The sequence below is a fragment of the Ruegeria sp. C2 genome, assembly GCF_056537765.1.
The window spans coordinates 123,575-144,170 of sequence record NZ_JBQFRZ010000002.1 but is presented as its reverse complement, the minus strand read 5'-3'; the positions used below and the strand labels follow the sequence as shown (position 1 = coordinate 144,170).

The 20,596-nt window shown below is 57.9% G+C and carries 19 protein-coding genes; 10 read left to right on the top strand and 9 right to left on the bottom strand.

The genetic code is table 11. The annotated features are described in order from the left end of the window. Positions 1 to 342, top strand: coding sequence for an Hpt domain-containing protein (locus ACR0IV_RS10460; protein WP_480660096.1), 342 nt, complete (start codon positions 1 to 3; stop codon positions 340 to 342). After that, positions 335 to 1,360: an adenylate/guanylate cyclase domain-containing protein gene (locus ACR0IV_RS10455; RefSeq protein ID WP_480660095.1), complete on the top strand. Its 1,026-nt coding sequence runs from the start codon at positions 335 to 337 to the stop codon at positions 1,358 to 1,360. The genes ACR0IV_RS10460 and ACR0IV_RS10455 overlap by 8 nt, the downstream gene beginning before the upstream one ends. Positions 1,361 to 1,702: 342 nt before the next feature. Here the strand turns inward: ACR0IV_RS10455 and gyrB are convergent, their stop codons facing one another. Both gyrB and ACR0IV_RS10445 read right to left on the bottom strand, forming a co-directional pair. Next, positions 1,703 to 4,120: a DNA topoisomerase (ATP-hydrolyzing) subunit B gene (gyrB, locus tag ACR0IV_RS10450; protein ID WP_480660094.1), complete on the bottom strand. Its 2,418-nt coding sequence runs from the start codon at positions 4,118 to 4,120 to the stop codon at positions 1,703 to 1,705. A gap of 102 nt (positions 4,121 to 4,222) precedes the next feature. Continuing rightward, positions 4,223 to 4,795, bottom strand: coding sequence for a TetR/AcrR family transcriptional regulator (locus ACR0IV_RS10445; RefSeq protein ID WP_480660093.1), 573 nt, complete (start codon positions 4,793 to 4,795; stop codon positions 4,223 to 4,225). A gap of 100 nt (positions 4,796 to 4,895) precedes the next feature. Between ACR0IV_RS10445 and ACR0IV_RS10440 the strand changes: the two genes are divergently transcribed. Continuing rightward, positions 4,896 to 5,462: a carboxymuconolactone decarboxylase family protein gene (locus ACR0IV_RS10440; protein WP_480660092.1), complete on the top strand. Its 567-nt coding sequence runs from the start codon at positions 4,896 to 4,898 to the stop codon at positions 5,460 to 5,462. Here the strand turns inward: ACR0IV_RS10440 and recF are convergent. The 6 genes from recF to mutM all read right to left on the bottom strand — a co-directional run bounded on the left by recF (position 5,459) and on the right by mutM (position 12,045). Beyond that, the gene (recF, locus tag ACR0IV_RS10435) at positions 5,459 to 6,556 is read right to left on the bottom strand and encodes a DNA replication/repair protein RecF (RefSeq protein WP_480660091.1); all 1,098 of its coding nucleotides are present in this window, start codon (positions 6,554 to 6,556) and stop codon (positions 5,459 to 5,461) included. The two genes, ACR0IV_RS10440 and recF, sit on opposite strands and share 4 nt — an antisense overlap. A gap of 39 nt (positions 6,557 to 6,595) precedes the next feature. Then, on the bottom strand, positions 6,596 to 7,717 hold the full coding sequence (dnaN, locus tag ACR0IV_RS10430) for a DNA polymerase III subunit beta (protein WP_480531676.1): 1,122 nt from the start codon (positions 7,715 to 7,717) through the stop codon (positions 6,596 to 6,598). 224 nt (positions 7,718 to 7,941) lie between these two features. Then, positions 7,942 to 9,318, bottom strand: a complete 1,377-nt coding sequence (dnaA, locus tag ACR0IV_RS10425) for a chromosomal replication initiator protein DnaA (protein ID WP_480660090.1) — start codon at positions 9,316 to 9,318, stop codon at positions 7,942 to 7,944. Positions 9,319 to 9,855: 537 nt separating this feature from the next. Continuing rightward, a complete protein-coding gene (rpsT, locus tag ACR0IV_RS10420) occupies positions 9,856 to 10,119 on the bottom strand; it encodes a 30S ribosomal protein S20 (RefSeq protein ID WP_142638226.1) in 264 nt (87 codons plus the stop codon). A 231-nt stretch (positions 10,120 to 10,350) separates the two neighbouring features. Continuing rightward, positions 10,351 to 11,127, bottom strand: coding sequence for an enoyl-CoA hydratase (locus ACR0IV_RS10415; protein WP_480471086.1), 777 nt, complete (start codon positions 11,125 to 11,127; stop codon positions 10,351 to 10,353). Positions 11,128 to 11,193: 66 nt separating this feature from the next. Then, positions 11,194 to 12,045, bottom strand: a complete 852-nt coding sequence (gene mutM / locus ACR0IV_RS10410; protein WP_480660089.1) for a bifunctional DNA-formamidopyrimidine glycosylase/DNA-(apurinic or apyrimidinic site) lyase — start codon at positions 12,043 to 12,045, stop codon at positions 11,194 to 11,196. 85 nt (positions 12,046 to 12,130) lie between these two features. Here mutM and ubiE point away from each other — a divergent pair, with 85 nt between their 5' ends. After that, positions 12,131 to 12,883: a bifunctional demethylmenaquinone methyltransferase/2-methoxy-6-polyprenyl-1,4-benzoquinol methylase UbiE gene (ubiE, locus tag ACR0IV_RS10405; RefSeq protein WP_480471088.1), complete on the top strand. Its 753-nt coding sequence runs from the start codon at positions 12,131 to 12,133 to the stop codon at positions 12,881 to 12,883. After that, positions 12,884 to 14,413 (top strand): 2-polyprenylphenol 6-hydroxylase, encoded by a 1,530-nt coding sequence (gene ubiB / locus ACR0IV_RS10400; RefSeq protein ID WP_480660088.1) that lies wholly within the window; start codon positions 12,884 to 12,886, stop codon positions 14,411 to 14,413. Between the two features lie 98 nt (positions 14,414 to 14,511). Here the strand turns inward: ubiB and ACR0IV_RS10395 are convergent, their stop codons facing one another. Next, complete coding sequence (locus tag ACR0IV_RS10395) at positions 14,512 to 15,687, bottom strand: acetyl-CoA C-acyltransferase family protein (protein WP_480660087.1); 1,176 nt, start codon at positions 15,685 to 15,687, stop codon at positions 14,512 to 14,514. 112 nt (positions 15,688 to 15,799) lie between these two features. On the opposite strand from ACR0IV_RS10395, the gene ACR0IV_RS10390 reads away from it, so the two are divergent. The 5 genes from ACR0IV_RS10390 to ACR0IV_RS10370 all read left to right on the top strand — a co-directional run bounded on the left by ACR0IV_RS10390 (position 15,800) and on the right by ACR0IV_RS10370 (position 20,594). Next, on the top strand, positions 15,800 to 16,363 hold the full coding sequence (locus tag ACR0IV_RS10390; RefSeq protein WP_480660086.1) for a helix-turn-helix domain-containing protein: 564 nt from the start codon (positions 15,800 to 15,802) through the stop codon (positions 16,361 to 16,363). 109 nt (positions 16,364 to 16,472) lie between these two features. Continuing rightward, a complete protein-coding gene (locus tag ACR0IV_RS10385) occupies positions 16,473 to 17,660 on the top strand; it encodes a glycine C-acetyltransferase (protein WP_480660085.1) in 1,188 nt (395 codons plus the stop codon). Continuing rightward, positions 17,657 to 18,607, top strand: a complete 951-nt coding sequence (locus tag ACR0IV_RS10380) for a PLP-dependent cysteine synthase family protein (RefSeq protein WP_480660084.1) — start codon at positions 17,657 to 17,659, stop codon at positions 18,605 to 18,607. The genes ACR0IV_RS10385 and ACR0IV_RS10380 overlap by 4 nt, the downstream gene beginning before the upstream one ends. 19 nt (positions 18,608 to 18,626) lie before the next feature. Further along, positions 18,627 to 19,655 (top strand): L-threonine 3-dehydrogenase, encoded by a 1,029-nt coding sequence (tdh, locus tag ACR0IV_RS10375; RefSeq protein WP_480660102.1) that lies wholly within the window; start codon positions 18,627 to 18,629, stop codon positions 19,653 to 19,655. 63 nt (positions 19,656 to 19,718) lie between these two features. Then, positions 19,719 to 20,594, top strand: a complete 876-nt coding sequence (locus tag ACR0IV_RS10370; RefSeq protein WP_480471094.1) for a tryptophan 2,3-dioxygenase — start codon at positions 19,719 to 19,721, stop codon at positions 20,592 to 20,594. The last annotated feature ends 2 nt before the right edge of the window (positions 20,595 to 20,596 follow it).

Here is a 20,596-nt window from a genome sequence, read left to right as displayed (position 1 = left end):
ATGACAGACAGCCCAATTGATCATGAAATCTTAGCAGAGCTTAAAGACACCACAGGCGAAGAATTTGCAGCCGAGCTTGTGAACACCTTTCTCGACGAAGCGCCTGGCATGATTGACGAATTGAAAGCGGCTGCGGGCGCGGCTGATGCCGACCGATACCGCCGTGCTGCGCACTCCATCAAGTCGAATGCCAATACCTTTGGGGCGATCTCTCTCGCTGAACGGGCCAGGATAATCGAGCTCGGAGAACTGCCTGAAGCCGGAGACCTTACAGATGCAACAGCGCTGGAAACCGATCTCACCATTGCTGCAGCTGCTTTAAGGAGCCTGATTGATGTCTGACGCCCCCGGCCATTTGCTCATCGTCGATGACAACAAGGTGAACCGCTTACTTTTGTCGCGCAGCGTAGAGCTTTTGGGTCACCAAGCATCGGTTGCGGAAAACGGCCGGGTGGCAATGGAGATGTTGTCTAGCCAGCCATTTGACTTGCTTCTGCTGGATATCGAAATGCCCGAAATGGACGGCTTTCAGGTTCTAGAGGCTGTCAAATCAGACACCGACCTGCGTGATCTGCCGGTAATCGTGACGTCATCTGTTGAGGGGCTCGACAATGTCGTACGCTGTATCGAATTGGGTGCCGAAGACTACCTGCCAAAACCGGTCAATAAGACACTTCTCGGTGCGCGCGTCTCCAGCGGCCTAGAAAAGAAAAGACTCAGGGACGAACAGAAGCGTCTGCTAGAGCGCTTTGCAACAACGGAGGTTGCACAAGACCTGCAAGAGTCAGGCTTTGCGATAGGCGGCAAGCGTGCCAATGCTTCGGTCCTCTTCTGTGACATTCGCGGCTTCACGACCTTATCGGAGAATCTCGCCCCTGAAGAAACAATTGACCTGCTCAACACGTTCTACACGTTGATGTTCGAGGCAGTTACCAGCAATGGCGGAATTGTCAGCCTGATGCTGGGTGACGGTTTGATGGCTCTTTTTGGAGTTCCGCAACCACTGCCCAATTCTGCGCAAAGTGCAGTGGCGGCCGGGCATGAAATGCACAACATGATCGGGATGTTAAATCTCGAACGGCGCACCGAAGGGAAAAGCGACCTTAAAATCGGCATCGGAATAGCGACGGGTGAAGTCGTCGCTGGCTATGCCGGTACGGACAATCGAGCGACGTATACTTGCATAGGATCGACCGTAAACCTTGCTGCTCGACTTGAGGCAGAAACACAGAAAACCGGAAGCCGGATATTGATCGATCAAGAAACTTTCGACCTGCTGGAAGAGGCCAACGTGTTGGAAACATTTGATGGAACCATGATCAAAGGTTTCTCCGATCCGTTCGACATCCATGCGCTATGACCATTCATGCAACCTGGCAAGCGAAACTACATCGGGTGTAGTTGCGCTTGTGGCTTTGCTTCTGGCCCGATGATTTTCATATGTGGCTCAGTGATTGGAGACTAGATGTTGTCGGACTTTGCAAAGTCCGCTTTCTGCGCATCGCAGACCTTCGCGAGAATCCAAGGTTCCTTAGGGAGGCCCTTTGCGGGATTGAGCAATGCAAAGGGCCATAACCGCGACGACTAAGCCATAAACTGATTGAATTCGTCGCTAATGCAGACAAACGCGCAGCGCAAAACTATGGGCGAACTACGTAAACTTATGGGGTGCGCGAAGTGTTATGCGCAAACCTACACAGCCTCAGAAATCGAGGTTCTCAACGCTCAGTGCGTTTTGCTGAATGAATTCGCGCCGTGGTTCGACCACATCTCCCATCAACTTGGTAAACAGATCGTCTGCCTCAACCATATCGTCTACCCGCACCTGCAACAAAGTTCGGGCGTCCGGGTCCAGTGTGGTTTCCCACAGCTGATCCGGGTTCATCTCGCCCAAACCTTTGTAGCGCTGCAGAGACAGGCCCTTTTCACCCTCTTCCAGAATGGCGCGCAACAGATCCAGCGGGCCGTGAATCATCTGTGAACGGTCACGGCGGATCAGGGTGGCTGGCGTGCTGTAGACCTCTTGCAGGCTTTGCGTGAAGCTGCCGGTCTTGCGGGCCTCACCAGAACGCAGCATGGGGCCATCCAGCGTGCGGATCTCTTCGACACCGCGCAAGATACGGGCCAAACGGATACCGTGATCCTGCGTGATCCGACCCTGCCATCCGCGTTCATATTCCAGCGCGATCAGGTCGAGACGGGCCGCCACCTTGTCGGCCACGCCTTGCAGGTCGGCGTCGACCGCCCCTGGCACAAAGGCCCCTGCCACGGCAGCTTGTTCCAGAATGTGGCGCGGATAGTGGGTTGGGAAGGCATCTAACACGCGTTTCAACTGACGGGCTTCGTCGACCACGCGCGTCAGATCCTGACCTATGATCTCCTCGCCTGAGCCGAGTTTCAGCACCGCCCCTTCGACGCCCTGATTGATCAGGTAATCGTCCAGCGCGGCCTGATCTTTCAGGTAAACCTCTGATTTACCCCGAGAAACCTTGTATAGCGGCGGTTGCGCGATGTAGAGATAACCGCCCTCGATCAACTCTGGCATTTGCCGGTAGAAGAAGGTCAGCAGCAGCGTTCGGATATGCGCGCCGTCCACGTCGGCATCGGTCATGATGACGATCTTGTGGTAACGCAGTTTTTCGATGTTGAACTCATCGCGGCCAATGCCAGTGCCCAGCGCCATCACGAGGTTGCCGATTTCCTGAGACGACAACATCCGATCAAACCGCGCGCGTTCCACGTTCAGGATTTTCCCGCGTAGCGGCAGAACGGCTTGCGTCAGCCGGTCCCGGCCCGTTTGCGCCGAACCACCAGCCGAGTCACCCTCGACCAGGAAGACTTCGGTCTTGGATGGATCTTTCTCGGAGCAATCCTTCAGCTTACCGGCCAGATAGTTCACGTCCATCGCCGTCTTGCGGCGGGTTAGCTCTCGGGCTTTACGAGCGGCTTCGCGGGCCAAGGCGGCCTCGATGATCTTACCGACAATCCCCTTGGCCTCGTTCGGGTTTTCCTCGAACCATTCGGCCAGTTTCTCGTTCATCAGGCCTTCGACCGCTGGGCGTACCTCGGACGAAACTAGCTTGTCTTTGGTCTGCGACGAGAATTTCGGATCAGGCACTTTCACAGACAACACGCAGGTCAAACCTTCGCGCGCATCGTCACCGGTGAAGCCGACCTTTTCCTTTTTCGCAATGCCGCTGGACTGTGCATAGTTGTTGATCGTCCGGGTCAGCGCGCCCCGGAATCCAGCCACATGAGTGCCGCCATCGCGCTGCGGGATGTTGTTGGTGAAGGGCAGCACGGTCTCGTGGTAGCTGTCATTCCACCACATGGCGATCTCAACACCGATATCGTCGCGCTCACCCTTGATATAGATCGGCTCTGACATGGCCGGGGTCTTGGAGCGGTCAAGGTATTTTACGAATTCCTTGACGCCGCCTTCATAGAACAACTCGGTTTCCAGCCGTTCCGCCGGGCGTTCATCGATCAAAATGATCCGCACACCCGAATTCAGGAAGGCCAGTTCGCGCAGACGCTTTTCCAGCGTCTCAAACGAATATTCGAGGTTCGAGAATGTGTTAGTCGATGCCAGAAACCGAACTTCAGTTCCCGTGCGATCGCCGCACTCTTCCACGACTTTCAAATGTTCCGCTGTCTCACCACCCTCAAAGCGTGCGACATGCTCTTTTCCGGCACGCCAGATGCGCAGTTCCAGCCAATCGGACAGAGCGTTTACCACCGAAACGCCCACACCATGCAGGCCACCCGACACCTTGTAGGAATTGCTGTCGAACTTACCGCCAGCATGCAATTGGGTCATGATGACCTCAGCTGCCGACACACCCTCCTCCGGGTGAATATCCACCGGAATCCCGCGCCCGTTATCGCTGACCGAAACGCTGGAATCGGCGTGAATTTTGACGGTTACATGGTCGGCGTGACCTGCAAGAGCTTCGTCAATTCCGTTGTCGACAACCTCATACACCATGTGGTGCAGACCCGAACCATCATCCGTGTCGCCGATATACATGCCCGGGCGCTTGCGAACAGCCTCTAAGCCTTTGAGAACTTTAATGGAATCTGCGCCGTATTCCTGGGGTGCCTGTGCGTCTTCGGACATGCCGTTAGTACCTATATTATTTTGGTATGTTATACGTTTTCTGGTGGGGAATGTCACGCCATCCCCCAACATTTTGTGCCGCCGGGCGCTGTTTTTAGCTGATCACAGTCGATCCAGATCCGACGCGATATCGTCAGCGATTTCCGTTGCATTCACATCGCTACGCTCTGCCGATAAACGCAGGCCCAGAATGTCGGATTGATAGCGCGCGGCAAGGCGGTCAGGATCGTGCTCAGCACCGATTTCCCTCGCTGCCTGTGCTCTTCGAAAGAGGGTGGCGAAGCAGTCTTTCATCTCGGTCATATGGTAACTGGCCTTGTCCGCCAGCTCATGCCCCTTGGCCTGCAGTTCCGCATAGGTCTTCGCCAACATACAGGCCCGAGAAGGCATCTCGCTTTCGTCAACCACCACATGCGGCTGCGCTTTCAACGCGCCTAGCGGCCCCATCTCTTGCGCCATCGCCATCAAACGTGCCACGCCATCTTGCGCGTAACGCTCCAGCGTCAATGCGTACAGCGCATCCTTGGAGCCAAAGGCAGCGTAGAAACTGCCCGGCTTCAGATTCAACTCGCGCTCCAGATCCTTCAGTGATGTTCCGGCCCAGCCCTGGCGCCAGAACAAATCTCTGGCCTGCGCAATCAGCGCATCGCGGTCATACGAAGGTTTGCGGGGCATTGTCGTCACCAATTCTTGAACGTTCGCTCAAATATATACTTGAGTGATCACTCAATAAAGTCTAAATGTGAGTCGTCCCGCCAGAAACAGGAGTTTTGACATGGCAAACTTCCCTTCCCACGACCTTGAATCCGCCCCTGAAGCCTCCAAACCGCTGCTGGAGAAGTCTCAGGCCGCCTTCGGGCGTCTGCCCGGTCTGCATAAGGTGATGGCGGAAAGCCCCCAGCATCTTGAGGGCTATCAGGTTCTGCACGGTCTGTTCCTGCAAACCGATTTCGATAATGACGAGAAAACCGTTGTCTGGCAGACCATCAACGTGGAAAACGAATGCCACTACTGCGTGCCCGCCCATACTGGCATCGCCAAGATGATGAAGGTCTCGGACGAGATCACCGAAGCGCTGCGCAACGAAACGCCGCTGCCATCGGCCAAGCTTGAAGCGCTACGCACTTTCACCCTGCAAGTGATGGAGACCCGCGGCAACCCGACCGAGGAACAGCTGCAGGCGTTCTTCGACGCTGGTTACTCACATCGTGCAGTTCTGGACGTAGTTCTGGGTCTGGCGCAGAAAACCATGTCAAACTACGTCAACCACATGGCCAAAACTCCGGTCGATCAGGTCATGCGCGGCTTCCTGTGGGAACGCAAAGTCAGCGAGCCCGCCTAAGAGCCCACGACCGAGCCCTCATCGCCTTCGGTAACAACCAGCGTTTGGGCCCGATCCCCCAGTTCCGCAAATAGCTCAGGCCCGGTGCCCGTCATCCAGGCCTGAGCGCCCAACGCGCAGATCTCATCATAGAGCGCCGCGCGTCGCCCAGCATCCAGATGTGCAGCCACCTCGTCCAGCAAAACGATCGGAGGTGCACCCACCATCCCGGCCAACGCCCGTGCGTTCGATAAGATCAATGACACCAGCAGCGCCTTTTGCTCGCCGGTAGAACAGTCTTTGGCCGGAACGCCTTTGGCGGCGAACATCCCATAAAGATCTGATCGATGCGGGCCTACCAATGTCCGGCCAGCAGCTAAATCGCGGAACCGGCTTTCGTTCAGCGCCTCGCGCAAGTCTGTCGCCGTCTCAGGCATCGCCCCTTCGGTTTGCACCAGTTCCAGATCGGCAGAAGGAAAGGCCGTTTCCGCCTGATCTTGTGCCTCGCGCAAATGCTCCAGCGCCGTCAACCGCGTGGTGTGAATCCGATGCCCCGTCTCGGCCATCTGACTTTCCAAAGCCGTGTACCAATGGGCATCGCGCACCTGTTCTTTCAACAGCCGGTTTCGCTCTCGCATCGCCTTTTCATAGGTCAGGGAAGCTTCGGCGTGTGAGGGATCGAAACTCAGCGCAATTCTGTCGAGAAACCGGCGCCGACCTTCAGCCCCCTCGATCCACAGCCGGTCCATCGAAGGGATCAGCCAGACTACTCGCGCCAGCTTGCCCAGATCAATCTGGCTGGCGGCCTTGCCATCAATTCGAACCTGCCGCGCTGCGCCGCCTTCGGACCAGGTCTCGATCTCGTATTGCTGCCCTTGCGCCCGCAATAACCCGGATAATTTCCATCCCAGCGCCTCGGGCCGCCGCGTCATCTCAGCCGCACTCGCCCGCCGCATCCCGCGCCCGGGTGAAAATATAGACACCGCTTCCAGAATGTTGGTCTTCCCGGCCCCGTTCGGACCGTGGATCGCCACCGGCCGTCCATCCAGAGACAACCGCACCAGCTTGTGCGACCGAAAATGCGAGACCGTAAGCTCGGTCAGGGCCAATCCCATGACCCCTCCCTATCGTTCGAGATCACCCGGAAGAGGCAATCAGACACGCATCGGCATGACAACGTAAACCGCGCTTTGGTCATTGCCCTCACGCATCAGGGTCGGATCGCCGGCCGAGTTGAACATAAACACCGCATTCTCACGATCGACCTGAGACGCGATCTCCAGCAGGTACTTGGCGTTGAACCCGATCTCCAATCGTTCATCGCCATAGGCCACGGCCAGTTCTTCCTCAGCCGCGCCGCTGTCCGGCGCGTTCACCGACAGGACCAGCTTGTCACCGTCCAATTGCAGTTTTACCGCACGCGAGCGTTCCGAGGAAACCGTCGCCACCCGATCCACGGCCTGCGCAAATTCGGCGGCGTCCACTTCTAGCTTACGGGTGTTGCCCTGCGGAATAACGCGTGTGTAGTCGGGGAAAGTGCCGTCAATCACTTTCGAGGTCAGGGTGATATCCGGCGTCGCAAACCGTACCTTGGTTTCGCTGACCGAGACGGCGATGTCCATCTCGTCATCTTCCAGCAACTTGCGAAGCTCACCAACTGTTTTGCGCGGCACGATCACGCCGGGCATATCCGCCGCGCCATCCGGTAAATCCGCGTCGATCCGCGCCAGACGGTGGCCATCGGTGGCCACACAGCGCAACACCTTGCCACCCTCGGAACCATCGGCGACATGCATATAAACGCCATTCAGATAGTAACGCGTCTCTTCCGTCGAGATGGCGAATTTCGACTTGTCGAACAACCGCCGAAGCAGCGCCGCCGAAGCGGTAAAGTTCGACGCATATTCCGAGGATGCCATGACCGGAAAATCTTCTTTCGGCAGGGTCGCCAGAGAGAAATTCGACCGGCCAGCCTCAACCGTCAGGCGCCCTGCCGCGCTGTCGGCGGTCAGGGTGACCAACGCACCATCAGGCAGCTTGCGGACAATTTCGTGCAGCGTTGTCGCGGCCACGGTCGTCGCGCCCGCTTTCTCGACCTGCGCCGGGGCCTTATCGACCACTTCGATATCCAGATCAGTAGCGCGGAACTGAACCTGATCACCTTCCGCCTCAATCAGCACATTGGCCAGGATCGGGATCGTATTGCGACGTTCCACTACGGATTGGGCCTGTGAAACGGCCTTGAGAAGGGTGCCGCGTTCGATGCTGATCTTCATACCCTCAGTTCCTCTGACTTGCGTGCCACCATGGGCGGGACTGGCACGTTAGCGTCTCAGCCCTGAGGCACAAGGATTTTTTATGGATTTCTGGGTCGTAATGCCCAAAGCGTCAAGGGGCGCGTGCCCGCAAGGCGTCAGTTCAGGGCCGACCGTGGATTATGGCGCACAAGAAAACGCCCCGGGCGGAGGATCCGGGGCGTTTTGTTGACTAATGGGTGGGCTTAGGCCTCAAGCGCCCGGCGCAGCATTTCGACATCTTCGGCAATCTGCCCATCGGTTATCTTAAGCTCTTCGATGCGCTTGACGCCATGCATGACCGTGGTGTGATCGCGCCCGCCAAAACGGCGGCCAATCTCAGGCAAGGACCGGCTGGTCAGCTGCTTACACAGATACATCGCGACCTGACGCGGGCGGGCGTAGGACCGCAGGCGCTTGGGGCCGATAATATCGCTGAGGCGGATGTTGTAGTATTCCGAAACCTTACGCTGGATCTCTTCAACGGTGATCTTACGCTCGGAGGCACGCAGTACATCGGCCAGACAGTCCTGCGTCAGCTCCATATCGATCTCGCGACCGACCAGCGAAGCAAAGGCAAACAGACGAGTCAGCGCGCCTTCCAGCACGCGAACATTGGTCGAGATACGATGCGCGAGGAATTCCAGCACGCCATCGGCAATCGTCAGATCAGGATAGGTGCTGCTGTATTGCTGAACCTTGTTCTGCAGGATGCCCAGGCGCAGTTCGTAATCTGTGGGATGCAGATCGACGACCAAACCGCATTGCAGGCGCGATTTCACGCGCTCCTCAAGGTCCTTAATCTCACCCGGTGCGCGATCCGCCGAAATGATGATCTGCTTGTTCTGATCCACCAGCGCGTTGAACGTGTGAAAGAACTCTTCCTGCGTGGAATCTTTGCCCGCGATGAACTGCACATCGTCGACCATCAGAACATCGACCGAGCGGAAAAGGTGTTTGAAATCCATCATCCGGCGTTCGCGCAAGGCCTGCACAAAGCGGTACATGAACTGTTCCGCCGACAGGTAAAGCACGTTCAGTTCGGGATGTTTGGTCTTCAGCTCCCACGCAATCGCATGCATCAGGTGTGTCTTACCCAGACCGACACCACCATAGAGCACCAGAGGATTGAAGGTGACCGGACCGCCTTCGGACACGCGGCGTGCGGCGGCATGGGCCAGTTCGTTGGGCTTGCCCACTACGAAGCTGTCAAAAGTGAAACGCGCATCCAGCGGGGCCGCCTGCAGCGCTTCAAGCGCATCGTTGGTCGTGTCAACCATCACCGGTTGTGGTGCGCTCACGGGTTGAGCGGTCTCGGTCTGTGCCGGGCGCGCCGAAGAATTTGCGGCAGTGCGAAAGGCCAAACGCTGCACGGTCTCGCCCGCGATGTTCAGTTCGTACAAAATGAGGTCGGCGAAATTCTGGCTGACATAGTTACCCATGAAATTGGTCGGCGCTGAAAAAACCGCTACACCGTCCTGCAGCTCTTCAAATTTCAGAGGTTCGATCCAGGTGGTGAAGTTGTTCTTACCAACAGCCTTCATCAACTTGTTTCGCAGTTGTCCCCATTTCTCTTGTGTCATTCGGCGCCTCACGCATCCCATATTTATTGACCTTCCGGCCTTATTAATGTGTCCCGCTTCCCGGGCCTTATGGCGCTCACACACAAGGATACCTGCACCAAACCGGATGGTTTGGCGGGTAAAGTCGAATATCAGCACACCCCAATGCGAACTGCCCCAGAAACGGGGGCACACCCGGTACCCGGGATGCGCATGACATTCCAATTTTCGACAGGGCTAGGATAATCGGAAACCCGACACCCAGAGCAGATCGTCCACCCGGCCGAAGCCGGTTTTCGAACATTCGTTCCGAAATCCTTCCGATGCCCGTCGGTCAGATCATTGGAACAGCCTGTCCCCCCAAGCGAGTGAATCGCTGATACAGTGGTAGCAAGAGGCCACGGGCGCGAGCAATGAAACTCTGATATTGACTCGGGTCTGAGACAGAAAGAATCTCTCGACTTCGTGAAGGCGCGGCTTTCCGGCAACAATGAAAAAGGCGCCGCGATATGCGGCGCCTTTTTTACAGATCAACGCTTGACGCGTTTTCTCAAAGAATCAGCCCAGCGCTTTGACGCGCGCCGACAGGCGCGACATTTTGCGGGACGCGGTGTTCTTGTGGAAGACGCCTTTGGTGACGCCACGCATCAGCTCGGGCTGAGCGGCACGCAGGGCTGCGGTGGCCGCGTCTTTGTCGCCCGATGCGATGGCTTCTTCAACTTTGCGCAGATAGGTGCGGATGCGCGAACGACGTGCTTTGTTAACAGCGAAACGCTTTTCGTTCTGACGTGCGCGCTTCTTAGCCTGGGGCGAGTTTGCCATGTGTCTCTGACCTTTTGTTCGGTACGGTTATCTAGGGTTGCGCGCCACGGAATTATCCGCACCGGATCAGAAATCACGAGTGTGAGTCGGGCCAAGCGGGCCGCACGCGCATGTATGACGGCGGTCTCTATCCAAGTTTGCAGGGTTTGCCAAGCCAATTCTCGCGCCGAGCATATCGGGTATGAAAAAAGGCGGGCCATGCCCGCCTGGCTCGTCGTGTCTTGCTGCTTGCTATTTATCGCGGAACTGCGCCGCGCGTTTTTCCAGAAATGCAGCCATGCCCTCTTTTTGATCTTCCGTCGCAAACATCGAGTGAAACACCCGGCGCTCAAACAACAGCCCTTCGCTGAGCGGTAGTTCATAACTGCGGTTCACAGCCTCTTTGGCTGCCGCTGCCGTCAGCAAGGATTTCTCGGCAATCTTCTGCGCGGCACCCATAGCCTCTTCAATAAGCTTCTTCGCGGGGACGACGCGGCTGACAAGACCTGCGCGTTCTGCCTCTTCGGCGTCCATGAAGCGGCCGGTCAGGTTCATGTCCATCGCTTTCGATTTGCCAACAAAGCGCGTCAGTCGCTGCGTGCCACCAATACCGGCGATCACACCCAGATTGATCTCTGGCTGGCCGAACTTGGCCGTATCCGCTGCGATGATGAAATCGCACATCATGGCCACTTCACAGCCACCGCCCAGCGCATATCCCGCCACAGCCGCAATGATCGGCTTACGGATTGCCGAGATACGGTCATTGGCAGATGCAAAGAGATCTGCGTTGAACACGTCGACAAAGCTCATCTCGGACATTTCCTTGATGTCCGCGCCTGCGGCAAAGGCCTTTTCCGATCCAGTGAGTACGATGCACCGCACCTTGTCATTGCGATCGGCATCTTCAAGAGCCTCGCAAAGTTCACCCACCAGTTGGGTGTTCAACGCATTCATCGCGTCGGGTCGGTCGAGTTTGATAAGGGCGACGTGGTCTTCGATTTCGACGATGATCGTCTCAAAAGCCATGAGGTTAAAGCTTCCGGTTGTTCCGTTCAGGTACGATTCCTTACCACGCGATTTCGCTGGATCAAGTTATCTTTGGCATTGCGCACAATAGAAGGATGAGCGACCGGACTGAGTGATTCTCTTGATCGACGCGCCACATCCTTCGGTGCGGCAGGGCTCACCTTCGCGACCGTAGACGTCAAAGCTGTGCTGAAAATATCCAAGCTCTCCATCGGCTTGCCGGAAATCGCGCAAGGACGAGCCGCCCGCTTCGATGGCCTCCTGCAGCACCTGCCGAATGATCGGAACCAGCGCGGCAACGCGCGGCACAGAAATCTGACCTGCTTTGCAACGTGGCGACACACCGCCGCGATAAAGCGCCTCGCAGACGTAGATATTGCCCAGTCCGGCAACGATTCCCTGATCCAGAAGCGCCGATTTGGTCGGCGTGTTCTTGCCTCGAAAGGCGTCGATCAGGTGTTGTTCGTGAAAATCATTGCCCAAAGGTTCGGGCCCCAGAACCGACAGCAGCTTGTGCTGTTCTGCCGTTGCCGTAGGCAGCAGATCCATCGCCCCGAACCGGCGCGGATCGTTGAAGGTTATGCGCGCACCATTGGCCATGTGAATCACCACATGATCATGTTTCTGCGTCATCGGATGTTCATGTGCATACTGTCCCAGCGGGTCACCCGACACCGTCATCCGCCCAGACATGCCCAGATGGATCAGCAACGTCTCACCGCTGCTGAGATCGGCAAGAATGTATTTCGACCGCCGCCACAGCCGCTCCACCCGCTGGCCCGTCAGACGCTCGGCCATCCGATCCGGGAAGGGCCAGCGCAGATCGGGGCGATTCACATCCGCCCTATCGATCACCACGCCCTCCATCGCGGGGCTCAGGCCGCGTCTTACTGTCTCGACCTCGGGCAATTCGGGCATTTGGTGCTCCTAAATCAAAGGGCCGCATTGTGCCCCGGTTCCAGAGCCCTATAACAGAGGCGAAATTCGACAAACGGCAAGGCAAATGTCCGACAACAGCGACAAGACCACTCATTTCGGGTTTGAAACCGTCCGCGAGGCTGAAAAGGCCGGGCGTGTGCAGGGCGTGTTCAACTCGGTCGCCTCGAAATACGACGTGATGAACGATGTCATGTCGATGGGCATCCACCGGGTTTGGAAAGACGCGATGATGGACTGGCTAGCCCCCCGCCCCGGACAGCGCCTGCTGGACGTCGCGGGCGGCACCGGCGACATATCCTTCCGCTTCCTCAAACGCGCGGGTCACGGCCACGCCACCGTTCTGGATCTGACTGAGCCGATGCTGGTCGAAGGCCGTCAGCGCGCCGAAGCCGATCAGATGGCCGACAGCCTGAACTGGGTGGTGGGCGACGCGATGGCGCTGCCCTTCGAGGATAACACATTCGACGTCTACACAATCTCCTTCGGCATCCGGAACGTTACCCGCCCGCAAGAGGCGCTGAACGAAGCCTATCGCGTGTTGAAACCCGGTGGTCGCCTGATGGTGCTGGAATTCAGTCAGTTGCCCAATGACGGGCTGCAAAAGCTCTATGACCTCTACAGCTTCAACGTCATCCCACGTATGGGCAAGCTGATCGCCAATGACTACGACAGCTATCAGTACCTTGTGGAATCAATCCGCAAGTTCCCCGATCAGGAGACATTTCTGAACATGGTCCGCACTGCCGGGTTCGAAAACGCCAAGTACCGCAACCTGAGCATGGGCATCGCCGCGCTGCATTCCGGCTGGAAGATCTAGATGCGCGGGCCCCATAACATCATCCGCCTGATCCGCACAGGCGCCACGCTGGAACGCACGGGCGCCATGAACGTGGTGCTGGACGCGTTCGAAGCGCCCCGAGCTCTGCGCATCCTCGCGCACACGCTGGGCAAACCCTTCCAGTGGCTGGGCTACAAAGGCGATCCCGACATGCCGCCCGCCACCCGCGCCCTTACTGCGCTGGGGCCGGCCTATATCAAGTTCGGCCAGGTCCTTTCGACCCGCCCCGACGTAGTTGGTGACGAGTTGGCCGAGCAACTGCGCGTACTGCAGGACAAACTGCCCCCTTTCTCGAAGGCAGAAGCAATGGCCGAGGTCGAGAAGGAACTGGGGCAGCCTGTGGCTGAAATCTTCGATGAGTTCAGCGAACCCATCGCCGCCGCATCGATCGCACAAGTGCACAAAGCAAAACTGGCCAGCACCGGAGAAGACGTCGCCGTCAAGGTTCTGCGTCCCGGCATCGAACGCGCCTTCCGCAAAGATGTCGACGCGTTCTATTTCGCTGCACGTATTGTCCAACTCTTTGCCCCCGGCGCACGCCGCCTGCGCCCGATGGAAGTGATCGAACATTTCGACGGTGTCGTCCGTGGCGAGCTGGACCTGCGCTTGGAAAGCGCCGCAGCCTCGGAATATGCCGCCAACACCAAGGATGATGCAGGTTTCTGGCTGCCTCCTGTCGTTTGGCCGCTCTCCGCACGCCGAGTGATGACACTCAGCTGGGCGGACGGCATCCCGTTGGGCGACAACGACGGGCTCGATGCAGCAGGTCACGATCGCCGTGATCTGGCCGAACGTGTCCTGCGCATGTTCCTGCTGCATGCCCTGCGCGACGGCTACTTCCACGCCGACATGCACCAAGGCAACCTGAAGGTCGCCGCAAACGGAGACATCATTGCCTATGACTACGGCATCATGGGTCATATCGATGAATACACCCGCCGGGTCTATGCCGAGATCCTCTTCGGTTTCATCCGCCGCGACTATAAACGCGTGGCCGAAGTGCATTTTGAGGCCGGTTACGTCCCCGCCAACCAGGATGTCGACGAATTCGCCCGCGCCCTGCGTGCCGTCGGAGAACCCATTTTCGGCATGGACGCCACCCATATCTCGATGGGTCGCCTGTTGAACTACCTGTTTGAGGTTACCGAGCGTTTTGGCATGGAAACCCGAACCGAGCTCATCCTGTTGCAACGTACGATGGTGGTGGTCGAAGGCGTCGCGCGCTCGCTGGATCCGCACATCAACATCTGGGAAGTCGCCCGCCCCGTAGTCGAGGATTACATCAAGAAGTCCATCGGCCCCCGCGCCGCCCTTAGGGATTTCGGCAAAACGGCGCTGGTACTGGCCCGCTTTGGCCCCCGCCTACCCACGCTGGTCGAAAACGCCTTGATCGCCCAGACTCAGAAAGACGATTCAAAGGCGAACGGTTTCACCGCAAGCCTCTTGCCAGCGGCAATTGGCGCAGCCGCAGGAATCGCCGTAACGCTGTTGATCTCGGCTCTCGGCTGACACCGATCCGCCTGCTTCATCTGGCTATAAATATCTTCCGGGGGGAATCGCGCCCAAGCGCGATGGGGGGCAGACTGCCCCCCCTTCCCGACCCAACGTCAGAGCCGCTCTATGGCAATAGCAATCCCCTGACCGCCACCGATACACATGGTGATCAGGCCTTTTGAACCACCCGTACGCTCCAACTCATACAGAGCTTTCAGCGTAATGATCGCACCGGTTGCGCCCACCGGATGGCCCAATGCAATCGCACCGCCATTAGGATTGACCTTCGCGGCATCCAGCCCCAGCTCTTTGTTCACCGCCAGCGCTTGGGCTGCAAAGGCCTCGTTGCTTTCGATCACGTCAAAGTCGCTCACCGACAAACCGGTTTTGGCCATCAGGTTCTGCACCGCCGGGACCGGACCGATCCCCATAACCTCCGGTCGAACACCCGCATGGGCATAACCCAGAATCCGCGCCTTCGGTTTCAGACCGGCTTTCTCAGCCGCATCTGCTGTGGCCAGAACCATCGCCGCTGCACCGTCATTGATGCCCGAAGCGTTCCCCGCCGTCACGCGGCCCTCTTTCTTAAAGACCGGGCGCAGGCCAGCCAGTACTTCGGCCGTGGTCGCCTTGGGATGCTCGTCCGCCTTGAAGTCGATCATATCGCGCCTGACCTTGACCTGAACCGGGGCGATTTGGGTTTCGAAATACCCGGCCTCTATCGCCGCCGCAGCGCGACTCTGGCTGACAACCGCAAACTCATCCATCTGTTCGCGCGTGATCTGATGTTCATCCGCGACGTTTTCCGCCGTCACGCCCATATGCCCGGTGCCGAAGGGACAGTTCAACGCGCCCAGCATCATGTCCAGCGAGGTGATGTCGCCCATCTTCGCACCCCAACGCGCCTGAGGTACGATATAAGGGCTCCGCGACATGCTCTCGGCCCCGCCTGCTACAGCGAAATCTGCATCACCCAGCATCAGCGATTGCACAGCCGAGACTATCGCCTGTGCTCCGGAACCACACAGACGGTTCACATTCATCGCTGGCGTGCCATTTGGAATTCCGGCCTGCATGGCAGCAACCCGAGACAGATACATGTCACGCGGTTCGGTATTGATCACGTGACCAAAAACAACATGACCAACCTGCGCGCCTTCGACACCCGAACGCTCCAGTGCCGCTTCTGTTGCGACAGTTGCCAGATCGATCGGCGCTGTTGATGCCAAAGCGCCACCAAATGTGCCTATGGCCGTACGCGCACCATCCAGAATCACTACGTCAGTCATGTTCTCTCCTCCAAAACCCTGCACATTATGCACTTGCAGCATGATCTTCATATTAGACTCTCTGTCACGCCCGGAATTGACATTACGTTGCGCAACACGCATGGATTCCGTCATGACGGAAAATACAGACGATATCCTGAACCGCCTGCCCGCCCGCCTGAAAGAGGCGCGCCGGGCCAAGGGTTTGTCTTTGGAGGCAGTTGCCAATCTAAGCGGCGTCTCCCGCTCCATGGTCAGCCAGATCGAGCGTGGCGAAAGCAGCCCAACCATCTCGACCCTTTGGAATCTGACCCGCGCACTGCAGGTTGATTTCGCGGGATTGCTTGAAGAAACCAAGACAACCGATCAGATCGAGACCCTCAGGAAATCGGAAGTGCCCAGCATCGACAACATGGGCGAGAAATGCCGGATTCGCATCCTCTCTCCGCCGGAAGAGGCAGGCGGGCACGAGGTCTACGATATACAACTTCAGGCAGGTGGAAGCCTGAACAGCCAACCCCATGCACGGGGCGCGCGCGAACAGCTTACCGTGTTGGAAGGCGCGGTCCGCGTCACCTCGGGCACCGCTGTCAGCGATCTGCAACAAGGGGACACCGCTCGGTATGCTGCCGATATCGCGCATTCCATCGCCGCCGATGGTCCGGCCCGGGTTTTCCTGATTGTAAAGAACGCCTGATTTGGCGCAATTCCGCCTTCACGGAAATTTTTCCTTGATACTGTAATTCCCCTATTTGGGAAATTCGTCCGCTATGTTAGACGTGCGACTCAGTTAAACGGAGGTCGCCATGGCTGATGCATTCCTGTCCCATATCTCGGATACACTCGCACAGATTGAGGCTGAGGGTCTCTACAAGCGCGAACGAATGATCACCTCGCCTCAGGGCGGTGAGATTACGGTAGGCGACAAACGGGTCATCAACCTGTGCGCCAACAACTATCTGGGTCTCGCCGATCATCCCGCGCTGATCGACGCCGCCAAAGCGACGATGGAGCCGAAAGGGTTCGGCATGGCCTCGGTCCGGTTCATCTGCGGCACACAGGATATTCACCGTGAGTTGGAACAGAAGCTGGCCAGGTTCCTGAACAAGGACGACGCGATCCTGTTCGCCGCCTGTTTCGATGCCAACGGAGGATTGTTTGAGCCCTTGTTAGGGCCTGAAGACGCCATCATCTCGGACAGCCTGAACCATGCCTCGATCATTGACGGGGTGCGTCTGTGCAAGGCGAAACGCTATCGCTACCTGAACAACGACATGAACGACCTCGAAGCCTGGCTGAAACAGGCGCGCGAAGACGGGGCGCGGCATATCATGATCGCCACTGACGGTGTGTTCTCAATGGACGGTTATCTGGCAAATCTGCCGAAGATCCGCGAGCTGGCCGACAAATACGACGCCATCGTCATGGTCGATGATTGCCACGCCACGGGCTTTATGGGGCCAAACGGGGCCGGCACACCGGATCACTTTGGCGTAGAGGTGGATATTCTGACGGGAACTTTGGGCAAGGCACTTGGGGGGGCAATCGGCGGTTATATCGCCGGGCCGCAGCCAGTGATCGACCTGCTGCGGCAGCGGGCGCGGCCCTATCTGTTCTCAAACTCGCTGCCGCCGTCCATCGTTGCTGCCGGGCTCGAAGCGATCCGTCTGGTTGAAGAGGGAGACATGCTGCGCGCCCAACTGTTCGGCAATGCCAAATACTGGCGTGCCGGTTTGGAGAAACTGGGCTTCGACTTGTTGCCCGGCGAACACCCGATCATCCCGGTGATGCTGGGCGAAGCAACTCTGGCGCAAGAAATGGCGTCGCGGTTGTTTGATGAAGGGGTCTATGTCTCGGGCTTCTTCTTCCCGGTCGTCCCACGCGGTCAGGCCCGGATCAGAACGCAGATGAACGCCGCCCTGACCCGGGATGAGTTGGATCGCGCGCTTGCCGCCTTTGGCAAAGTTGGTAAAGAGTTAGGAGTGATTTCGTGATCCTGCCCTCTGTCATCGACGCAATCGGGAACACGCCTCTGGTCGACCTGGAACGCGTGTGCCAGAAACTGGATCTGGACGGGCGCATTCTGGCCAAGCTGGACTATCTGCTGCCTGGATTCTCCAAGAAGGATCGCGCCGCAAAGTCGATCATTGAATTGGCCCGCACAGACGGAACTCTGACACCTGGGCAAACGGTTGTCGAGCTGACTTCGGGCAATATGGGCACCGGTCTGGCCATTGTCTGCAGCATTCTTGGCCATCCGTTCATCGCTGTGATGAGTGCTGGAAACTCGGTCGAACGCGCCCGCATGATGCGGGCACTGGGGGCCGAAGTTGTTATCGTTCCGCAAGCCGAAGGCAGCAGGCCCGGCGAAGTCTCGGGTGCCGATCTGGCACTGGTAGACGAGGCGGCACAGCGTATCACGATCGAACGCCGGGCATTCCGCGCCGATCAGTTCGGGCATTCCGGCAACCCCACGGCCCATGCCACCGGAACTGGACCCGAAATATGGGAACAGTCAGACGGGGCTGTAACAGCATTCTGTGACTTCGCAGGGTCCGGCGGAACTTTGGCCGGAGCCGCGGAGTACCTAACGCCGCGCGGTGTCCGATGCTATGCAGTTGAACCTGCCGGAGCGCGCGCGTTGGCGGGGGAAACGGTCGATAATCCAGATCACCCCATCCAGGGTGGAGGTTATGCGATGGCCGACTTGGCACACTTACGCGCAACAATGCTTGCTGGTCACCTGACGGTTTCCGGAGACACCGCGCGGGACTGTGCCCGACTTCTGGCCAGGACCGAGGGCATTTTTGCGGGTTACTCAGCTGGTGCAAACCTTGCTGCGGCCGTCGAACTGCTACGTGGACCGGAAAAGGGCGGCTGCGTCGCCATCGTCATGTGTGACAGCGGCTTGAAATACCTGTCCACCGATTTGTGGGAGTGAGCCTATGAGATCCAACACTATGAAAGCGCTGGAGAAATCCAAGCCTGAAGAAGGCTTGTGGATGGTGCAGGCTCCGGTCCCGGAAATCGGCCCGGACGAGGTTCTGATCCGCATCAATAAAACCGGCATCTGCGGCACCGACATACATATCTGGAACTGGGATGAGTGGGCCTCGCACACGGTGCCCGTCCCGATGATCACCGGTCACGAATTCGCCGGAGAGATTGTCGAGATTGGGCGCAATGTGACTGGTCTGGAAATCGGTCAGCGCTGCTCGGGCGAGGGGCATCTGATCACCACCGACAGCCGCCAGAGCCGCGCAGGCAAGTTTCATCTCGACCCTGGTACGCGGGGGATTGGGGTCAATGAACAGGGTGCCTTCGCGCAATACCTGAAACTGCCTGCTTTCAATGTCGTCCCCCTGCCCGACGATGTGCCCGATGAAATCGGGGCGATCCTCGATCCGCTGGGCAATGCCGTGCACACCGCGCTCAGCTTCGATCTTCTGGGCGAAGACGTGCTGATCACCGGTGCGGGTCCTATTGGCATCATGGCCGCGGCAGTCGCACGGCATGCAGGGGCAAGGCATGTCGTGATCACCGACATCAACCCCGACCGCCTGACCTTGGCCCAGCATGTTGTGCCAACCCTGCGCACCGTCAATGTCTCGAAAGAGGATTTGCAGGACGTGATTGCCGAACTGGGCATGTCACAAGGCTTTGACGTGGGGCTGGAGATGTCCGGCTCGCAAGCGGCGCTGGACCAGATGGTCGAGGCTTTGGTGATGGGCGGCAAGATCGCATTACTGGGGATTCCACCCGGGAAATCTCCGGTCGATTGGTCGCGGATCGTGTTCAAGGCCATCACGATCAAGGGTGTCTATGGCCGCGAGATGTTCGAAACCTGGTACAAGATGATCGCCATGCTGCAAAACGGGTTGGACGTGAGCCGGGTGATCACTCACCGGTTCTCGGTCGATGATTTTGCCCAAGGCTTTACAGCGATGAAATCCGGTCAATCGGGCAAGGTGGTTCTGGACTGGACCTAACGCTCTGGAACCGCGCGGGTTTTGTCCCTAAACAAGGATGAACCCGCGCGTTTGGAGGAGCACATGGGCGATAAGGACAGGTATCTGGAACGAGGGATCGAAGAGTCTCTGGTCACCGACTTCACAGAAACTCACCGCAAAAGTTACGGCGATTTTCTGCAGCTCAAGACACTGCTGAATCTGCAAAAAACCTTTCAGGATCCCGCCCAACCCGACGAGATGCTGTTTATCATCATCCATCAGGTCAGCGAGCTGTGGCTGAAACTGATGCACCACCAACTCGTCGAAGTACGCCGGTTCCTGCAGCAGGATGCGTTCGGTCCGGCGATGAAAAACCTCGACCGGGTGAAAGCGATCCAGCGGCAATTAATCGCGTCGTGGGAAACGCTGCTGACCATGACGCCCGCCGATTACATGACGTTTCGACAGGCTTTGGGCAGTTCTTCGGGTTTCCAAAGCTATGGGTATCGCCAGATTGAGTTCATTCTGGGCAACAAGGATGCCTCGACCCTGAAAGTGCACGCACATGACCCCGAAGTCATGGAGATGCTGAACGCAGCGCTCACCAAGCCGTCGCTCTATGACGAAGTATTACACATGCTGGCCCGGCAGGGATTTGACGTGCCTCGGGACCTGATCGAGCGGGATTATGGACAGCCATATTCCGGCGATCCACGCGTCGTGAAAATCTGGGTCGAGGTGTTCCGCAACACCGACAAACACTGGGATCTCTACGCTCTGGCCGAAAAGCTGATGGATGTGGAATCCCTGTTCCAGCGTTGGCGGTTCGACCATGCAACGGCAGTTGAGCGCGTGATCGGCATGCAGCCCGGAACGGGTGGTTCCAGCGGTGTGGCCTTTCTGCGCAAGGCGCTGGAACTACGGTTCTTCCATGATCTCTACGATGTACGGACCGAACTGATGTATGCGGGGGATTAAGC